Below are 18,510 nucleotides of genomic sequence, written 5' to 3' on the forward strand. Positions count from 1 at the left end.
ATAAAATCTAAATTTGGAAGGCAACGCTAAATGCTAGATTGACTTTGGCATTTAGCGTTATTTTTGAAGACTACTTCAATTATTTATCCTTGCGATGGCGAATGATTTCGACAATCATTGGTACCACCGAAAACACAATAATCGCAATCATAATCCACGAAAAATGTTCTTTGACAAAGGGTAATTGACCAAAAAAATAGCCTAGCGTGGTAAAAGATACGACCCATAATACCGCGCCAACGATGTTATAGCGAGCAAACTGGGCATAATTCATGTTGCCCATCCCGCCGACAAACGGCGCAAACGTGCGTACAATGGGAATAAAACGGGCAATAATAATGGTGCGTCCGCCGTATCTTTCATAATAATCGTGGGTTTTTTGCAAATAGCTTTGCTTAAAAATCTTGGAATTGGGATTGGAAAATAACTTTTGCCCAAAGTGTTTGCCAATCTCAAAATTGACAAAATCGCCCAATACTGCCGCCACAATCAATAAACCAATTAGCACAAAGATATTCATATCGCCCACTGCGGCAATGGTGCCTGCGGCAAACAACATCGAATCCCCTGGCAAAAATGGCAACACCACCAGACCCGTCTCGCAAAACACAATGGCAAACAAAATCGCATAAATCCAATTACCATAGTTGTTGACCAGCTCTTGTAAATGATCACCGATATGCAAAATAAAATTTACCAACCACATGGGCTATCCTTATAATTTTAGACAAAACAACAAAATATAACTAATCTACAGTCGTTATATGAAGGCAATATTAAGCAGACAACATTATAGCAAGAATGGGTAAAAATTTTGTGTTTTTAGGCAAAAATCATCTTGACAGCAAAATCAGTTTTCAATAAAATACGCGCACTCTTAGGCAAAGCAGTCTAAATAATTCCCAAAAATGGGGCTATAGCTCAGTTGGTAGAGCACTTGCATGGCATGCAAGGGGTCAGCGGTTCGACTCCGCTTAGCTCCACCACTATTAAGTCTGCTTACAGCACCTCGTGCGATTGCGTCCCCATCGTCTAGAGGCCTAGGACATCGCCCTTTCACGGCGGTAACCGGGGTTCGAATCCCCGTGGGGACGCCACTTATTTTAAAAAAGCCATTGTCTGACGGACGATGGCTTTTTTTTGCTGTCTGTTTGTTGTAGGCTTTTGTGGTATGTAGTGTTGCCTTGCCACATCCTAGGTTAAATAGGTTGCATAGCTTACAATGTTTTGCTTTTCTCCATGCCGCATGCCCCACCCTACAAAATCAATTTTCCTTGCGCTCAGTTGACGCTTTGTCATCAAAATTAGCATATAATTGAGCGCGCACTTGCGTATGGGATAAATAATTTTTTGGCTATCTGCTTTGAGCTACATGATTTTAGCCACTAAATTTTACCACTTGAGATTTTACCACTTGAGTTTTGACTCGCTGATTTTAAGCTATTGGGAAACTGGGCGAAGACTATGGCAAATTTTAACACCCACATAAGCGTGGCTTTTGTCGCAAGTGGCGTCACTGGCTTGGTGATTTATAAGGCAGGGATGCTGACCGCGCCTGAATATTTGATGTGTGTGGTGGCTGGTACCATTGGTGGCTTGCTGCCCGATATTGATTTGGACCACTCGGTACCCGCGACCGTAGGATTTAATGTCGTATCGCTGCTGACGGCATTTTTTATTGTCATCTTGTGTGTCGGGCAGTTTTCGTTGGTTGCATTGGCAGGATTGTGGTTAGCATCTTATTTGCTGATGCGCTACGGTGTGTTTAATTTATATAGCAAATTGACGGTTCACCGCGGTATCGTGCACTCGATTCCCTATCTGGGGATTATGGCGATGACCCTCGTGTACGCTAGCTTTTATGGGTTTAAGCAAGGCGCTGTTATCAGTTGGTTTTTGGGGCTGTTTTTGATGTTTGGCGCCATTGTTCATCTGCTGTTAGATGAAATGTTTAGCGTCAACCTGTTAGGGCTGAGTGTCAAAAAATCTTTTGGTACCGCGTTTAAAGTGTTTAAATTCGATCAAATAGGCTGGTATTTGGGCTTATATGCCGTGTTGGCTGCCCTGATTGTGTTTGCCCCGCCATTTAAATTATTTTGGCAGACGCTACAAGACCCCATTAGTTGGCTTATTTTAAAGAAAAATATACTGCCTACCGCCATCAACCTACCGAACATTCATTAACATGATACATACGTCACCTTGCCCGTGCGGCTCTACACTGTCTTACGCTGATTGCTGTGCGCCCCTGCATGCGGGGCAAAAAATCGCTGATACCGCAGCACAGCTAATGCGCGCTCGGTACGCAGCATTTGTGCTTCAACATATCGAGTATATCGTTGCCACCACCGCGCCTTTTCAGCAGCCGCTGCTCGATACCCAAGCAATTAGCGACTGGGCAAAGCAGACTGACTGGGCAGGACTTGAAGTCATCAACCATCTAGCAAAACTTGGCAAACGCCATGCACAAGTTGAGTTTAAAGCCTACTTTTACTTGCCTAATGCATCAGTTGGGCATTCAGCGGGTTTGGACTTAGCTGCTTTAGACAACAAAGGTTTAGACAGCAAAGGCGTCCATCATGAGCTATCCACCTTTGTGAATATTCCCACCCATGGCACCAGCCGTTGGTATTTTTTGGATCCGACAGTGGTCATGCCTGTCACCCAAAAGCAGCCTTGCCCCTGTGGCAGTGGTGAGAAATACAAACGCTGCTGTGGACAGTTTTTGGCTTAATCGCTGCGCCATTGATAACAAAAACTTTAACAACCGCTCTACAATTTTTTTGGTTTTTAAAAGGGCTTTTTTGCTAGACTAATTTTATTTGCGATTTTGCGATAAAGACAACGATATTAAAGGAGAGTCCCATGCCTGCCCTACGCCAAGATATTGATCCAGACGGTTTATTAGAATATTCTGTGGTCTACACCGACCGCTCGCTCAATCACATGTCCAAAAAATTCCAAACAGTGATGAATGATTTGTCCACAAGTTTAAAAAACGTGTATAACGCCGATGCGGTGGCAATCGTGCCGGGTACAGGGACTTACGGTATGGAAGCGGTTGCGCGCCAGCTTGCCACTGACCAAACAGTGCTCATCATCCGCAACGGCTTTTTTAGTTTTCGCTGGACGCAAATCCTTGAAAAAGGTCGTATCACGGATGACGTGACCGTCTTGACCGCACACATCGGTGACAACAGCGACTCAATGGGGCAACAACAGCAGTTTGAGCCAGTGGCAATCGAGACGGCTGTCGCTGAGATTCAATCTAAAAAACCTGCGGTGGTATTTGCCCCGCATGTCGAAACCGCGGCAGGCTTGATGCTGCCTGATGACTACATCAAACAACTTGCCGATGCAGTGCATAGTGTCGGTGGTTTACTAGTTATCGACTGTATCGCATCAGGCTGTATATGGCTTGATATGAAAGCGTTGGGCATTGATGTGCTCATCTCTGCGCCACAAAAAGGCTGGTCAAGCACGCCATGTGCGGGGCTAGTAATGATGAATGAGCAAGCGGTTGCCAAAGTGGAAGCCACCGAATCGACCAGTTTTGGGCTTGATCTCAAACAGTGGCTCACTATCATGCGCGCTTATGAAAATGGCGGTCATGCGTATCATGCGACGATGCCAACCGATGGGCTGACCAAATTTCGCGATACCGTCAAAGAAGCCGAAGCGATTGGACTTGATAAACTCAAAAGCGCCCAATTTGAATTGGGTCAAAAAGTGCTCTCTGTCCTCAATCAACATAATATTATCAGCGTCGCAGCTGCAGGCTACCAAGCGCCCGGTGTGATTGTGGTCTATACTGACCGTGATGATATGCACAAAGGTGCAGCATTTGCAGCCCAAGGCTTACAAATTGCAGGCGGCGTCCCACTGAAAGTTGGCGAACCCGACAGCTTTAAAACATTCCGTTTGGGGCTATTTGGGTTAGATAAATTAACGGATGTGGACGGGACAGTCAGCCGTTTTAAGCAAGCGCTTGGGAAAGTATTAGCTTAATTATCAGCGTATGCATTAGCGCATTGACTAGCATAACAACGGTTTGTTTTAAAAGCTCTGTCAATTTAAAAGCTCTTTGTAACAGGGCTTTTTTATTGCTTTAAAATTACTCATATAGCGTTTTTGCGATGCGAAAGGTATTGCAATGGGCTTCCACCACATCGTCGATGTTTTCTGAGTAGCCGCCACCCATCACCACCGCCACTGGAATTCCATGGGCTTTGGCTTGGCTAAATACAAACGCATCACGCTTGGCACAGCCGTCACGGGTGAGCGCAAGTTTACCGAGCTTATCGGTGGCGAGCACATCCACAGCGGACTGGTAAAACAGCATATCGGGTTTCACTTTTGCAATAAGTCTAGGCAGCGTATCCATTAATATGGCTAAATACGCCTCATCGCCTGTCTCGTTTGGCAAATCAATATCCAAATCAGATGCTTGCTTGCGAAACGGATAGTTTTTTGCGCCATGCATACTAAAGGTAAATACTCGGGGTTCATTTGCCATCAAATGCGCTGTACCGTTGCCTTGGTGCACGTCCAAATCTACCGTCAGAATTTGGGTCGCCTGTCCACGTGCCAACAATAAATTACTCGCCACCGCCACATCGTTAAACACGCAAAATCCTTCCCCATGATCGGCAAACGCATGATGGGTACCGCCTGCGATATTGAGCGCGACACCGAATTGTTTGGCGAATAGGGCACATTCATAAGTGCCGTGGGCAATCACACGTTCCCGCTCAACGAGCCTTGGCGTCATCTCAAAGCCGATGGCACGCGCGTCTTTGGCGGGCAATGTTTGGTGTTTTAGATGCTGCCAGTACGTTTGTGTATGGGTGGTGAGAATTTCGTCTTCGCTCAATCGCTGCGGGGCAAAAAAATTGGCTGGGGTGAATGTACCCTCCGCCAATAACCGCGCCGCAATCATCGGATATTTTTGCATAGGAAAACGATGGCGTTCGGGGACGTCATATTTGAAAATATCAGAATAAGCGACCTTTATCATATTATAAGCTCGCCCCCACTTTGCGGGCGATGGCAATGCCTTCTTCAATGGTTAAGCGGATCGGATTATCAGGGGTATCTTTAAATAAAATATCGCCATCCCGAAACATCAAACATTCATCCACATACAGCTGTTGCCAGTGTTCGTTGTAAGTCAAAGGAATGGTAGTAATCAAGGTGACTTTATCGGTCTGCGAGGTCACTTCACTAAAATCAATCGCCAACTCACTGTCAGCGAGTTTCGCCTCACCAAATGGCGCTTTACGGGTGATAAAAAATAGCAAACTCCCTGCATAGGCTAGCTGCCAATCACCATTGCTAATGAGACAATTAAACAAGCCCAACGCCGATAACTCACGACAAATCGTGGTCAAAAACTGGAATAATACGCTGTCACTGGGCGGCTCACTAAACTGTGATTTGAGTCGATTGAGCAGATAACAAAACGCCATCTCCGAATCGGTTGTACCTACGGGCTGATAGTGGGTGGGCACAGGGCTGAGCTGGTCAATAAAATCCATCTGTAATTGGCCATTATGCGCAAACGCCCATTCCTCGCCCCATACCTCACGGACAAATGGGTGGGTATTAGCCAAGCAATTTGTGCCTTGCGTGGCTTTGCGAATATGGCTAATCACATTCATCGCCTTAATCGGATAACTATTGACTAAATCCGCCACCGGTGAGCAGAAACTTGGCTTGTCATCGTGAAATTGACGCAGACCTGCTTTACGATTACCCTGCGATGGGTCGGGATTTTTTTCAAAAAACACAATACCAAACCCATCGGTATGGATATCGGTCTGCCCGCCCCGCTGACGAAACCCCGCAAAGCTAAAATGAATATCAGTGGGTGTGTTGCAATTCATACCCAGAAGTTGACACATGGTGATTAGGGTTCCTTTCTACTGCAATTTTGCTGAGTCGTTATTGTCTACTAAGTCGTCATCAGCTAGCTGCGAGGTGTCATCGATATTATCGAGCAAAGCTCTGGCTTGCTCAACATCTTCAGGGGCAACCCATAGCACACCGCCTGTATTTAATCCCATCAAATCAACGAGTTGGGTCTGTACGTTGATGCCGTTGTTTTGTAAATAGATGGCGTGGGTTTCTGCCAATAAGTTGGTCGGGTATTCGGCAAGTTTCTGCCAGTTGTTAGTATCATTCATCTTTACTATTCCGAGAATTATGTATATTTTGGTAAAATTAAATTGAAATCAATCATAAAAATGCTATTATTAATAGGTAGTCTGACCTAGGGCTAGACCCTACAGTAGGACTCATCGGGTTCGGCGAAAGCTGAACCCTTTTCTTTTTAACGTATAACTATGCCTAACGGATGACTTTTACTTGCTTGTTTTAATAAAACTGGCATTAGTCTATCAAGATAATTTCTACCACCTTTCTTTTTAACATATTGATTAGTAAAAAATTTCTGCCCCAAGAAATAAGCATTAACATCGGCTAATTGAATAAAATAAGAATGTGCAGAATCACGATGAATTGCATCTTCTATTACCCATTGTGTGGGCATCATACGATAGCCTGAGCCCAAGTTAAAGCTATTTGGGACAGGATTATATCTTCTCATTCGTCGGGTTAAATTTCTTAATTTTATCTCATCAGTTTTATCAACAAATAACAAAGCTGAATCAGTTGCATTGTTTGAACCAATAAAATTGTGATGATAAAGTGTATTTTCGATACGCTGAATAAGCGTTTGCCAAGCAAGGCTAAAAATATCACTATTTAAAGATTTATTCTTTTTGTTTACCACCACGTTCACAATTTGATAATTAAGTAAACTTGCTTGAAAATCAATAACATCTCGTAACAGCCTGAGCCGTAAAGACTTAGGAATTCTCTGAAAATCACCAGGTTTGTGAATAAAATGAGAACAGTGAATTTCTTCTCGTAATTTAAAACCATAGCTTGCTCTCAGTTCTTTTCTAAAGCCAATCACTGAATTTAACGTGGTTTGCCAATGACTTTCATGAACTACGATAGCACTTAAACAAAAATAATTCGATGGACTATTTACTAAGCCAGTATCACCGCTTTCATCCACATACACAAGAAACATTGAATATCCTTATTTCACGCTCGCCCAATGAAAGCTGGCTAGGCGTTTCATCAAATCAGGATTTTTCACCATAATATTATCGCCCGTGCGACCTTGCTGACGGTTATAATAAATCACATTCAAACGCAGCAGCCAAAACGTCACGCCCGCCATAGCAAGCATAATCGGCAATGCCTTTTTTTCATCATCGCTCAAAGCGCGTTTGCTCTCGTAGCCTTGTAAAAACGCTTGCATTTTGGCGTCATCAAAATTCACCGCTTCGCCCTGCCCTGATAAAGCATTGGCGTTACCCCAAGTGGTGCAAAAATCATTAATGGTGATCGCCACATCCATCACAAAATGTTCAACACTGACTTCAGTAAAATCAAGCAAACCTGTGAGTGTTGGCTGGGTTTCATCACTAAAATCCCACAGCGTGTTATCGGCAAACATATCTAGATGACATAAACCTGTTGGCAAATTTTTGCTCGCTACGGTTTCGTACGCTTGCCAAATATCATTCATCAGTTTGGCTTCATCGCTTGGCATAAACTTGGTTTCACGGTCACGCACCAGATGCCAAGGGTATAACTCAACGCCATAGTTTTGTGCAGGGGTCAAGGTTTGCAAGGTTTGATGAAGAACGGCTAAAGCCTCGCCCATTTGACGACACATATCAGGTGTGGTTGCTTTCGGGTGACCGCCCGAGAGTTTTGGTGACACTACAATGGCTTTGTTGTCAAAATACAGCAAAAACTCGCCGTTTTTGGCGGCTAGCGGTGCGGCTACGGGTAGCTGGTCTTTTAGGCGATTTAGGATAATCGCCATCTTTTGAATTTCATGCGGTTTGCGTTCTTCAAACAAGGTAAATACATAAGACGGCTCGCCGGTTTTGTCCGTGGTTGTTTCAATAAACCAATTACTGTTTTTGATACCCTGTGTGATAGGTATGGCTTTGGCAAAATCCACGCCAAATTGTTGGCAAAAATCACTAAATTGTTGGTCAGTCAACTGGGTATATACAGACATAAGGCATCCTTGAAGCGCAGCACACCGATAAAACTGCGGTAATGGCAAAGTAAATTTGATAAACTTACGGCTATTATAGAAGGAAATCGAATATGTTAGCAAAACGAATTATCCCTTGCCTTGATGTTGACAATGGCCGGGTGGTCAAAGGTGTGCAATTTGTCGACATCAAAGACGCGGGCGACCCTGTTGAAGTGGCGCAACGCTACAACGAACAAGGCGCGGATGAAATCACTTTTTTGGACATCACCGCTACCCATCATGGACGCGACACCACCTATCACACGGTTGAACGCATGGCAGAAACCGTATTTGTACCGCTGACCGTGGGCGGCGGGGTGCGTAAAGTCGATGACATTCGTCACTTGCTAAACGCGGGCGCGGATAAAGTATCGATTAATTCAGCGGCAATTTTTAACCCTGAATTTGTCGGTGAAGCGGCAGCGCGTTTTGGCAGTCAGTGTATCGTGGTAGCGATTGATGCCAAAAAAGTGGCTGACAATCAATGGGAAATCTTTACCCATGGGGGACGCAAAGCGACTGGTATTGATGCGGTGGCATGGGCGGTCAAAATGGCAGGGTTTGGGGCGGGTGAACTGCTTGTGACCTCGATGGATTCAGATGGTACCAAAAACGGCTATGATATCGCCTTGATGAAGCGCATTACAGATAGTGTGAATGTGCCAGTGATTGCGTCGGGTGGTGTCGGTAATTTGCAACACTTGGCAGATGGGGTGCTGCAAGGCGGTGTTGATGCGGTACTAGCGGCGAGTATTTTCCATTTTGGCGAATATACCGTGGGCGAAGCCAAGCAGTTTATGGCACAGCAAGGCATTGAAATGCGTTTGTAATGGCGTGCCTTGTGAGAACGATAGCCGTTGGTAATAACTAAAAGGACACAGCAAAAAATAGCCCAAACTAGCCAAAACTGCTATGATATTGGCATTTTCGATAATGACTAAATTGCCATGTTTCCACTAATTTTAACTCACCCGCAATGGGATCCTGTCGCTCTGCATTTGGGACCTGTCCAAGCCCACTGGTACGGGCTGATGTATTTACTGGCTTTTGCTGCCGCTTATGCGTTGGCTTGGTATCGCACTAAGTCGCGCCCAGACTGGAATGCCGACATGGTCGCTGACCTGGTATTTTACGGGGCGATGGGCGTGATTCTAGGCGGTCGTATCGGCTATGTGCTGTTTTATCAATTGAGCGAATTTTTAGCCAATCCGATGTATTTGTTCAAAATCAACCAAGGCGGTATGTCGTTTCATGGGGGATTTTTGGGTGTTGCCATCGCAATGCTATTTTTTGCCCGCAAATACCAAAAGAACATTTGGAATGTGCTAGATTTTATTATTCCCTGCGTGCCAACCGGACTGCTGTTTGGGCGTATTGGCAATTTTATCAATGGCGAATTATGGGGTCGGGTATCTGACGGTGGTTACAACTGGCTGATGCTGTTCCCGCAAGCGGTCAATGAAGACAATGAACTGCTCAAACAAACCCCTGCCCTGCAAAGCCTTGCGCAAACCTTTATGATTGATGGCAACAATTATTTGTTACTTCCCCGCCATCCGTCACAGTTGTATCAGGCTTTTACCGAAGGCGTGGTACTGTTTGTTTTGGTTTGGTGGTTTGCCAGTCGGCCGCGTCCGCGTATGGCGATTAGTGGCTTGTTTGTGATGGGCTACGGTATTGCACGTTTTATTACCGAATTCTTCCGCCAACCTGATGCTGACCAAGGCTTTATTTTATTAGGGTGGATGACAAAAGGGCAAATCTTAAGCCTACCGATGATTATCGGTGGTTTGGTTTTATTGATTTGGGCGTATAAAAACCAAATCTATGATTGGGGCAGTCAAAAGAATGTGGACTAACAAAGAAAACTAACCAAGGAACTCATCACCCATGATTACGTCAAAGAACGAACAAGCCTATTTGGATTTACTTAAACTGGTGCTAGCCAACGGCATACAAAAAGGCGACCGTACGGGTACGGGTACCATCAGCTATTTTGGCGCGCAGATGCGGTTTGATTTGAATGAGGGTTTTCCACTACTGACCACCAAAAAAATCCATACCAAAAGCGTGATTTATGAGCTGCTTTGGTTTTTAAAAGGTGATACCCATGTCCAATACTTGCAGGACAATGGTGTACGCATTTGGAATGAATGGGCAACCGCCGAGCAAACTGCCCGTTTTGGCAAGCCTGAAGGCGAACTTGGCGCGGTATACGGACACCAGTGGCGCAACTTCGGGGCAAGCAAAAAAGCGGACGGCAGCTACCAGTCAGACGGTTTTGACCAAATCAGTTGGGTAGTAAATGAAATCAAAAACAACCCAAACTCGCGCCGTCTGATTGTCTCTGGCTGGAATCCTTCGGAGGCCAACGAAGTCGCCTTACCCCCTTGTCATACCCTGTTTCAGTTTTTTGTCGCCGATGGCAAATTATCTTGTCAGTTGTACCAACGCTCAGCGGATTTGTTTTTGGGTGTACCTTTTAACATTGCCAGCTATGCCTTACTTACCCATATGATAGCCCATGTGACGGGGCTTGGCGTCGGTGAGTTTGTGTGGACGGGCGGTGATTGTCATATCTATAACAATCATGTACAGCAAGTGCATGAGCAGCTTAGCCGCGAGCCGTTTGCCCTACCCAAACTTTGGCTCAATCCTGACATTACTGACATTTTTGCGTTTGATTTTAACGATATAAAAATTGAAAACTATCAAAGCCATGCCACAATTAAGGCTGAAGTCTCTGTATAAGCTTGCAGCCCAATGCCAAAACTCACAGCAATAAGGATAAATCATGAGTTATTCTAATGTGGAAGTCGCCCAAATCGTGGCGATGAGCCAAAACCGCGCCATTGGCAAAGACAATCAATTGCCTTGGCATATCTCTGAGGACTTGAAACATTTTAAAAAACATACCAATGGCGGTATCGTGATTATGGGTCGCAAGACCTTTGAATCCATGGGCGCAAAACCCTTGCCCAACCGTACCAATTTTGTGATTACCACCAATTTGGACTACCAAGTAGATGATGATGCCGTCATTGTGATGCACAACCTAGATGAAGCACTGACCCAAGCCTCGTCGCTCGCCCATGGTAAAGGTTTGCAAACGATTTGGGTAATTGGTGGCGAAAAAGTCTTCCAACAAGCCCTACTGTTTAGTGATCGCTTAGAAATCACCCAGGTCGATACCGTGATTGACAATGCAGCGGCGTTTTATCCAGAGATTACCAGTGATTTTGTCAAAACATCAGAAAGTGAAAAATTCACGGATGAACAAAGCGGGTTGAGCTATCAGTTTGTCACTTACCAAAAAGCTTAAGTTTGACAATGGCGACTTAGCGCACAAAAAAAACCACGTTATCTAACGTGGTTTTTTTATGTAGCTGTGGTTTTTTATGTAGGTATCAATGTCTTATTTTGACTGTTCTTGCGATTTTACCGCTGAGGCAACAGGTGGTGCGATATTTGGGGTGTCACCTGTTTTGGCTTTAATCTCTGCTTTGGCTTCAGCCGTTGAGGCATTACGCGCTTCAATGGTCGATGTTTTTGCAGTAGCCGTTGGTGCAGAAGATGGCGTCATAGAAGCATTGTCTGGGCTAGCAACCGTGGCATTTGGACCTGTTGCGGTGTCTGCATTGGCAGTGGCGGTGGTGGTTTCACCCGCCGCAGGTGAGGTTGCCGCAGGCGTCGAACCCGCTGGTTTGGCAGCGGCAGCAGCAGATGCAGCGGCTTTGGCTTCCACTTCAGCATTGAGTTTTGCAACGTCAACGTGGTTACCAGCGGGGCGAACAATTGCTGAAATAAGGATTAATAAAACCACGCCTAGAAACGCTAAAACGCCAATTAAAGCGTAACTAAGTTCTTTTTTGACATTGTTTTCCACGACTTCATGATGAGCCATCGTAAACCTCACTGTAAATCATTGGGGCAAGAGTTGTTGAATCTAAATGAATTCAAGTCTAATTTTTAACTATTATACGGAACTTTGTAACCATTATATACTAAATTTTTGCAATTGGTGACAAAACCTTACTGCATCTAAGGTTTTTAACGTGTTTTACGAATCAGCCAACTAATCAGTAGCAATAGCGCTGATAGTGCCAAGATAGGATAACTACCCCAGCGCATAAATGGCGTATTACCAACGCGCGATTGGATCTCACCCCGTAGCACCGTGCGTTCAAATGCTGGCGCTTTGGCAACAATATTGCCTTTATCATTGATAATGGCGGTCACGCCAGTATTGGTCGCGCGCATAAACCAGCGACCGGTTTCAATCGAGCGCATTTGCACCATTTGTAGATGCTGTAATGGACCTGCCGATGTGCCAAACCAAGCATCATTGGATACCGTCAATAAAAAGTCGGTATTTTTGGCATTGCGGCGGGTGGTATCAGGATAGGCGACTTCATAACAAATCGCCACCCCGACTGGGTGGTTTTTGACTTGTAAGGGCGCTTGGTGCGCAGACCCACTGCGAAAACTCATGGTGCCGCCCATCAAGTTTGGTAATGCCCAATCTAACATACCTTCAAACGGAATATATTCGCCCACGGGTACCAAATTTTGCTTCTTGTATAAGCCTTTGGCATCGGCGCCCAAAGCAATCACACTGTTGTAAAATGGCTCGTACTTATCAACTTTTGGGTCGTATTCATTGACATCGACATACGGAATACCGGTGAGCCATGCGGTATTACTTTCGCGGGCTTGGGCAGCAATTTGGCTGATAAAGGGCATGGCGTCGGTTTGAAACATCGGAATTGACGACTCTGGCCATAAGATAATGTCCTGCCCCCACTCTGTTTTACTTAAACCTGCATAGATACCCAGCGTTTGGATTTGGTACTCTTGCAGCCATTTTAAGTCCTGCGGAATATTGCCTTGTACTAAGGAGACTTTCAGATTTGGTGTGCCTTTGGGGGTCGTCCATTGCGGGGCAATAAGCCACAGCGCCACGCTTGCCAGTAACATCACAGACGATGGAATTAAAAAACGGTATTTTTTTCGCGCCGCTTCCACCAGACTTGCTGAGACGAACACGGATACAAAGCTCAGCGCCAACACCCCAAAAATTGGGGCAAGGCTCGTCAGCCAAGGTTGCGCTGTATAAGCATAGCCCACGAATAGCCAAGGAAAACCTGTAAATAGCCAGGTTTTTAACCACTCTTGTACCACCCATAATGACGCAAAGCTTAGCGGCTGTTTTGCCACAAAGCGATTAAAAATGACTGCCAAGGCGCCATGAAACAATCCCATCCCCAAGCCAACAAAGCCAATCATCAGCAAAGCTAATAAGGTAGGGGTATCGCCGTAGGTATGAATCGAGGTAAACAACCAAAACGCGCCCACGCTCCACAATCCCATGCCATACATTTCACCGAGCCAAAACGCCCGCCAATTTGACATGGAGGGCAATAACAGCCAATACAGCACCAGTGGCGACAACAGTGCCACTATCCAAAAATTGTAAGGCGCTAACGCAAAGACAAATGCCGCACCCGCAAGCCAAGCCAGCACCAGTTTGGGTAACAGGGGCTGTTTGGTATTTGCAGATTTGGCACTATCGTGATGAGATTGTACAGAAAGTTGCTTTTTTAGGGACTGGGTAGTAAGACGCATTGGCGAGTATTGCCTTTAGGGTTAAACGGTTTTGCAAACATAAGTAATTGGACTAATCGTCGAGCTGATTATACCCTTTAACCAGTTCAATTTCTTGGATAAATCGACCATCTGCTGACAATACCGTCAAACGACAATCGTCAATAAAGACGGTTTGACCCAATACCTCATTGACTTCGCCAAGCTCTTGCATGACCAGTCCACCCATACTAGTGACATCCTCACTATCAAAATGGGTACCTAGCTGTTCATTACAGTCTGAGACTGAGGTGATGGATTGCACAATCCATGTGTCAAGCTGGTTGGGCACAGGCACTATATGATTGATATCGGTATCTTCTTCGATGTCGTCATGCTCATCGATGATATCACCGACAATTTCCTCGAGTAAGTCTTCCATCGTCACCACGCCTGATGCCACCCCAAACTCATCGATGACGATTGCCATATGAATTTGATTTTTTTGAAATAGACGCAGCAGGTTGTCAGAACGCGCAGTTTCACTGATATAAATTGGCTGACGTACAATTGCCTCAAGATTGAAATGGTCAATGTTTTGACCTTGCGCCTTGGCGACCAAAAACGGAATCAAATCTTTGGCAAGTAAGATACCCATCACTGTGTCTTTGTTATCATCGGTAAATACAGGATAACGCGAGTGGGCGGTTTCCATATAGAGCGACATGATGTCTTGCAAGTTTTGGTGCTGGGTGATGCCTGCAACGTGGCTGACAGGGGTCATGATTTCTCGTACTTGAATAGCGGGTAAATCTAGCACGCCCTCTAACATATCGACGGTGTCGGGCGCCAAAAATCGACGCGAATCATGTACCAATTTGACTAGTTCATCACGGGTTTCAGGGGCGGTGGATAGCCAGCGTTTCAGACCGCGTGACCAGCTACTGCCTTGTTGTTTGTTTGACAGGTGTGAACTCGAATTGTCGTCTGACATAGCCGACGAGACCCTCATATGACGAAAGATTTTTTTACCTTACCTTAACCCCATGATGATTGCAATGGTATTTTTCTTAATTTTATTGTATTTTTTGGCTGATTTTACTCACCCATCAGCTTGTTCAGTGCTAGCAAAGCCTCGAATAAACTAGCACTATTGGCGAATCCAATGGATTACCCGTTCTTCTTGCTCTAGCTCAGAGACTTCTGTTTCAGACTGACAGCGTCCCGCCACGCTAATATTTTTTTGGCGCATCATGGCTTGTGTCACGGCGGCATCTTGAGTAAGTAATAAATGCCAGCTTGGTAGTGATTGCCCGTAGTACAAGCGCTTGTAGGCACAGCTTGCCGGTAGCCAGTACATCTCGCCAATGTTATCGATGGTTAGGCTGATGCAATCGGGCACATAGTCGCGCCTTGTTGGGTAATGCTGGCAAGCCCCTGTGGCACAATCAAGCAGTCGACAGGCGACATCACTGTATTCAACTTCATCGGTGTCATCGTCTTTAAATTTAATCAAACAACACGCCCCACAGCCATCGCACAAGGCTTCCCATTCAGCTTGGGTCAATTGTTCTAACGAAAATCGCTCCCAAAATTGCGGGCGTAAGGTAACAGATTGGCTCATTATGTTTCCAACTTTCGGCTTGTATAAAACAGTGACAGTATTATAACGGAAAATACGATGATTTCAGTATACAGTAGTGCCTATATTAACCGTTGCACTGACTTGCCACGCTCTCATTAGCGTATGAATCCAGCGTTTTTATAACGCCAGTGTCTTATAACAATAGCAACCAATCATATCATTTACCATAACATAAGGATCCATGATGCCAATTCAAATTTTACAACTCGAATCTACCACCACCGATGGCGTGGAGCTCAAAAGCTATGTCTGTCTACCAGAATCAGCGAGCCACGACAATCCTGCCCCAGCGATTTTGGTGGCGCCTGAATGGTGGGGCGTGGTTGAGCACCCACAAAAAGTCACTGAGCGTTTAGCCGAAGCGGGTTTTGCTGCCGTCGCCATGGATGTGTATGGCGAAGGTAAACTGACCACAGATGCCGCCCAAGCCAATGAATGGATGAGCCAAATGCTCGCTGACCAAGACATGTTGATGGCGCGCTGTAAACTCATTATGGATGACTTTACCGACCTCGAAGCCGTTGACACAAACCGTCTTGGCGCAATTGGTTTTTGCTTTGGCGGTAAAATTGCCTTAGACATGGCGCGTGAAGGTTTCCCGCTTAAAGCAGTGGCGACTTTCCACGGCAACCCTACCCCAAAACAACCGGCACAAAAAGGCAAATTCATCGCCAAAGTATTGGTGGCACATGGTGAAGCCGATAGCATGGTGTCGATGGATGCCATTGAAGGGCTGAAAAAAGAGCTGGACAACGCCGATGTAGAGTACACAGTCGATGTGTACGAAGGCGCCAAACACGGCTTTACCAATCCTAATGCTGACAAACGCGCCGAAGAAAATGGCGTGGATTTGGGCTATGATGCAGATGCGGCAAAAGCCAGCTGGGATGAAATGATTGCGTTTATGCAAGACAATCTTGTATAACATACAGCTGTTACATCGTTAGCCCCAAAAGCAATATCCATCATGATATTGCTTTTTTTATGTCTACGTCTCAGTTTGAGTCCAGCTTTGTTAAGTCTGTTGTCAGTCACTATTGAATCCCAACTAGAAAGTCTTATATAGCTATCACGATAGTAACCCGATGGTGAATTTTGAACGCACATCCGAACACCAGCCACTCAACGATGCCAAGTCCTAATCAGCACTTAAGCCACAGTCATATCGAAGCGCATACCGAAGCACATACCGAAATAGAGCTTGATAGTTTTGCACCGCGTATTTTGACCTGGTTTGACCATAGCGGGCGTCATGATTTGCCGTGGCAGCAGCATCAGCTTGACACGCCAGACCCCTATCCTGTGTGGTTATCTGAAATCATGCTACAGCAGACCCAAGTGGCGACGGTGATTCCTTATTTTGAGCGCTTTATGGCAAGTTTTCCCACGGTGCAGGATTTGGCAAACGCATCTTGGGAGCAAGTCGCTGAGCATTGGGCAGGGCTGGGTTACTATGCGCGTGCGCGCAACCTGCATAAAGGTGCCAAGCAGCTGGTGGATATCATCGAGCAAACTGGCAAATTTCCGCAAACGGTTGCCCACTGGGAGCAGATTTCAGGGGTGGGTCAATCTACGGCAGGCGCGATTGTGGCGATGGGTGTCAGAGCTGACCAATATGGCGGTGACAGAGGGGTGATTTGCGATGGTAATGTCAAACGTGTGCTGACCCGTTGGGCTGGCATTGACGGCGATATCACCAAAACTGCCACAACCAAAGCGCTTTGGCAACTCGCCGAGCGCCTAACACCGAACCGTGATAGCGGGCACTATGCGCAAGCGATGATGGATATGGGGGCGACGCTGTGCACCAAAGCCAAACCTGCCTGCCTACTGTGTCCCGTGCAAGCCGACTGCGTGGCAAATGCCCAAGGCAAGCAAAGTTTTTATCCGGTAAAAAGTAAAAAATCGCCCAATCCGTCTAAGTTTTCGCTAGCGTTAAAGCTGGTTTGCGATGACAAAACCTTGTGGCTACAACGTCCTGACAATGGGATTTGGGGTGGGCTGTGGTGTCTACCATTGGCATTTGTCAAAAAACAATCGGGCGCAAAAAATACAGGCGCGCCACTACTGGCAACCTGGCAGCAAGAAGCGACGTTTGAAGCCGAATACAACACGGCTGAGCAGATTATTTTTGAGTTCTTACAAGCCGAGCAACTGCTAAATATCCAGCAGGTTAACGTAGATAGTACTGATACTGTCAAACATAGCCTTACCCATTTTCATTGGTTTTTGACCCCGCTCACCATGACGCTGACGATAGAGCAGGGTATGCGGCTGACGCAAACACTGCAACAAGCGCTGCAAACGCTGTCATGGGTAGATGATTCAGCGCAAAACAGCTTAGCCAAACCGAAAGCCATGCAGCTATTGGCGAGTGGTTAATGCGTGTAAAATCGTCGCAGGTAGTAAGTCGGGGATGATAGTTATGTTAAGATTGGCCTGCTGTAATAACATTTGCTGTGCAATACGCGACTGCAATACCAAATAATAACAACTGGCAGCCATTTCAGTGCCTAATGTTAGTTGTTGCCAGTTTTGCCAGGCGGTCAAACTTGAGATGAGTACAACGATGGGTTGGTTGTGGCTCTGCGTTTGCTGCCAAACCGCAAATGCTTGGGTAGTTGCGCTTGGTAAAACCCGTTGGTACAAGTTTAGCAAATGTACTTGCACACCTTTTGCCGCCAATGTATCCGCCAATAGTTCTCGCCCGCCGATGCCGCGCCATACCTGCAAGTAATCGCCTTTACCAAGCGATTGGATTACCGGCAAATTCAATAGCCCTTCATTGTTTTGCGCCCGTTTTTCACCGGGAAAAGTAACGGTAGGCGCTGGCAACTCTGTGAGTTGCTGCCAAGTCTGGTTAAAGTAATTCGCGGTTTTGTCACCCACCGCAACCCATGTAATCTTTTTGGACAATTCCGTTAGCTTGACCAAGGTGGCAAGCCTTGCTAAGCCATACTTTACTGCCGCTTCGCTGACTAGCACCACCACTTGATAACGGTCAATCGATTGTAAAACTGCCCGCTCTGCCACTGTCAAGGGCTTTTCTACCAACGTCAACAGCGGCAAGTCAATCACTGCAACGCCATGCTGGTGCAAAAATAGACTTAGCGTCTTGGCTCGCTGATCGGGTCTGGTATTGATAAATTGCATG

General features: G+C 45.9%; 20 protein-coding genes and 2 tRNA genes. 11 read left to right on the forward strand and 11 right to left on the reverse strand.

The annotated features are described in order from the left end of the window. Nucleotides 1-79 precede the first annotated feature (79 nt). The gene (locus RTN07_RS05255; protein WP_060994646.1) at nucleotides 80-706 is read right to left on the reverse strand and encodes a DedA family protein; all 627 of its coding nucleotides are present in this window, start codon (nucleotides 704-706) and stop codon (nucleotides 80-82) included. Between the two features lie 204 nt (nucleotides 707-910). On the opposite strand from RTN07_RS05255, the gene RTN07_RS05260 reads away from it, so the two are divergent. From RTN07_RS05260 to RTN07_RS05280, 5 genes are all read left to right on the forward strand, one after another. Beyond that, a tRNA-Ala gene (locus RTN07_RS05260) sits at nucleotides 911-986 on the forward strand. A gap of 35 nt (nucleotides 987-1,021) precedes the next feature. Continuing rightward, nucleotides 1,022-1,097, forward strand: a tRNA-Glu gene (locus RTN07_RS05265). Between the two features lie 367 nt (nucleotides 1,098-1,464). Continuing rightward, a complete protein-coding gene (locus RTN07_RS05270) occupies nucleotides 1,465-2,184 on the forward strand; it encodes a metal-dependent hydrolase (protein ID WP_309594988.1) in 720 nt (239 codons plus the stop codon). Nucleotide 2,185: 1 nt separating this feature from the next. Next, complete coding sequence (locus RTN07_RS05275) at nucleotides 2,186-2,734, forward strand: YchJ family protein (protein WP_309596955.1); 549 nt, start codon at nucleotides 2,186-2,188, stop codon at nucleotides 2,732-2,734. A 131-nt stretch (nucleotides 2,735-2,865) separates the two neighbouring features. Next, on the forward strand, nucleotides 2,866-4,008 hold the full coding sequence (locus tag RTN07_RS05280) for an aminotransferase class V-fold PLP-dependent enzyme (protein WP_312176363.1): 1,143 nt from the start codon (nucleotides 2,866-2,868) through the stop codon (nucleotides 4,006-4,008). A 106-nt stretch (nucleotides 4,009-4,114) separates the two neighbouring features. Here RTN07_RS05280 and RTN07_RS05285 read toward each other — a convergent pair whose 3' ends face one another. From RTN07_RS05285 to RTN07_RS05305, 5 genes are all read right to left on the reverse strand, one after another. Further along, complete coding sequence (locus RTN07_RS05285; RefSeq protein WP_312176366.1) at nucleotides 4,115-5,017, reverse strand: histone deacetylase family protein; 903 nt, start codon at nucleotides 5,015-5,017, stop codon at nucleotides 4,115-4,117. Nucleotide 5,018: 1 nt separating this feature from the next. Beyond that, nucleotides 5,019-5,903 (reverse strand): class II glutamine amidotransferase, encoded by an 885-nt coding sequence (locus tag RTN07_RS05290; RefSeq protein ID WP_312176369.1) that lies wholly within the window; start codon nucleotides 5,901-5,903, stop codon nucleotides 5,019-5,021. A gap of 18 nt (nucleotides 5,904-5,921) precedes the next feature. Next, nucleotides 5,922-6,185 (reverse strand): hypothetical protein, encoded by a 264-nt coding sequence (locus tag RTN07_RS05295; protein ID WP_076774774.1) that lies wholly within the window; start codon nucleotides 6,183-6,185, stop codon nucleotides 5,922-5,924. Between the two features lie 146 nt (nucleotides 6,186-6,331). Next, complete coding sequence (locus tag RTN07_RS05300; RefSeq protein WP_062333511.1) at nucleotides 6,332-7,099, reverse strand: DUF3800 domain-containing protein; 768 nt, start codon at nucleotides 7,097-7,099, stop codon at nucleotides 6,332-6,334. 9 nt (nucleotides 7,100-7,108) lie between these two features. Next, complete coding sequence (locus RTN07_RS05305) at nucleotides 7,109-8,107, reverse strand: homoserine kinase (RefSeq protein WP_309596951.1); 999 nt, start codon at nucleotides 8,105-8,107, stop codon at nucleotides 7,109-7,111. Between the two features lie 92 nt (nucleotides 8,108-8,199). On the opposite strand from RTN07_RS05305, the gene hisF reads away from it, so the two are divergent. The 4 genes from hisF (at nucleotide 8,200) to RTN07_RS05325 (ending at nucleotide 11,450) form a co-directional block, all read left to right on the forward strand. Next, entirely contained in the window at nucleotides 8,200-8,958 is a 759-nt protein-coding gene (gene hisF, locus RTN07_RS05310) for an imidazole glycerol phosphate synthase subunit HisF (protein WP_007115145.1), read from the forward strand. Nucleotides 8,959-9,087: 129 nt separating this feature from the next. Beyond that, nucleotides 9,088-9,987 (forward strand): prolipoprotein diacylglyceryl transferase, encoded by a 900-nt coding sequence (lgt, locus tag RTN07_RS05315; protein ID WP_312176443.1) that lies wholly within the window; start codon nucleotides 9,088-9,090, stop codon nucleotides 9,985-9,987. A 31-nt stretch (nucleotides 9,988-10,018) separates the two neighbouring features. Further along, complete coding sequence (locus tag RTN07_RS05320; protein ID WP_076774771.1) at nucleotides 10,019-10,879, forward strand: thymidylate synthase; 861 nt, start codon at nucleotides 10,019-10,021, stop codon at nucleotides 10,877-10,879. Between the two features lie 43 nt (nucleotides 10,880-10,922). After that, nucleotides 10,923-11,450 carry a dihydrofolate reductase gene (locus tag RTN07_RS05325; protein ID WP_312176374.1) on the forward strand — a complete coding sequence of 176 codons (528 nt, stop codon included), beginning with the start codon at nucleotides 10,923-10,925 and terminating at the stop codon, nucleotides 11,448-11,450. 93 nt (nucleotides 11,451-11,543) lie between these two features. On the opposite strand, the gene RTN07_RS05330 is transcribed toward RTN07_RS05325, so the two are convergent. From RTN07_RS05330 to RTN07_RS05345, 4 genes are all read right to left on the reverse strand, one after another. After that, entirely contained in the window at nucleotides 11,544-12,032 is a 489-nt protein-coding gene (locus tag RTN07_RS05330) for a hypothetical protein (protein WP_312176376.1), read from the reverse strand. A 146-nt stretch (nucleotides 12,033-12,178) separates the two neighbouring features. Next, nucleotides 12,179-13,753 (reverse strand): apolipoprotein N-acyltransferase, encoded by a 1,575-nt coding sequence (gene lnt, locus RTN07_RS05335; RefSeq protein ID WP_312176378.1) that lies wholly within the window; start codon nucleotides 13,751-13,753, stop codon nucleotides 12,179-12,181. A 52-nt stretch (nucleotides 13,754-13,805) separates the two neighbouring features. After that, nucleotides 13,806-14,705: a CBS domain-containing protein gene (locus tag RTN07_RS05340; protein ID WP_312176380.1), complete on the reverse strand. Its 900-nt coding sequence runs from the start codon at nucleotides 14,703-14,705 to the stop codon at nucleotides 13,806-13,808. Nucleotides 14,706-14,861: 156 nt separating this feature from the next. Continuing rightward, on the reverse strand, nucleotides 14,862-15,335 hold the full coding sequence (locus tag RTN07_RS05345) for a YcgN family cysteine cluster protein (protein WP_159676779.1): 474 nt from the start codon (nucleotides 15,333-15,335) through the stop codon (nucleotides 14,862-14,864). A gap of 205 nt (nucleotides 15,336-15,540) precedes the next feature. Between RTN07_RS05345 and RTN07_RS05350 the strand changes: the two genes are divergently transcribed. Continuing rightward, nucleotides 15,541-16,281: a dienelactone hydrolase family protein gene (locus RTN07_RS05350; RefSeq protein ID WP_312176383.1), complete on the forward strand. Its 741-nt coding sequence runs from the start codon at nucleotides 15,541-15,543 to the stop codon at nucleotides 16,279-16,281. 170 nt (nucleotides 16,282-16,451) lie between these two features. Beyond that, entirely contained in the window at nucleotides 16,452-17,738 is a 1,287-nt protein-coding gene (mutY, locus tag RTN07_RS05355) for an A/G-specific adenine glycosylase (RefSeq protein ID WP_312176384.1), read from the forward strand. On the opposite strand, the gene RTN07_RS05360 is transcribed toward mutY, so the two are convergent. Then, nucleotides 17,721-18,509 carry a uroporphyrinogen-III synthase gene (locus RTN07_RS05360; protein WP_312176387.1) on the reverse strand — a complete coding sequence of 263 codons (789 nt, stop codon included), beginning with the start codon at nucleotides 18,507-18,509 and terminating at the stop codon, nucleotides 17,721-17,723. The two genes, mutY and RTN07_RS05360, sit on opposite strands and share 18 nt — an antisense overlap. Nucleotide 18,510: the final 1 nt, after the last annotated feature.

The sequence above is a fragment of the Moraxella sp. CTOTU46934 genome (assembly GCF_031979465.1).
Classification (GTDB): Bacteria; Pseudomonadota; Gammaproteobacteria; order Pseudomonadales; family Moraxellaceae; genus Faucicola; species Faucicola tetraodonis.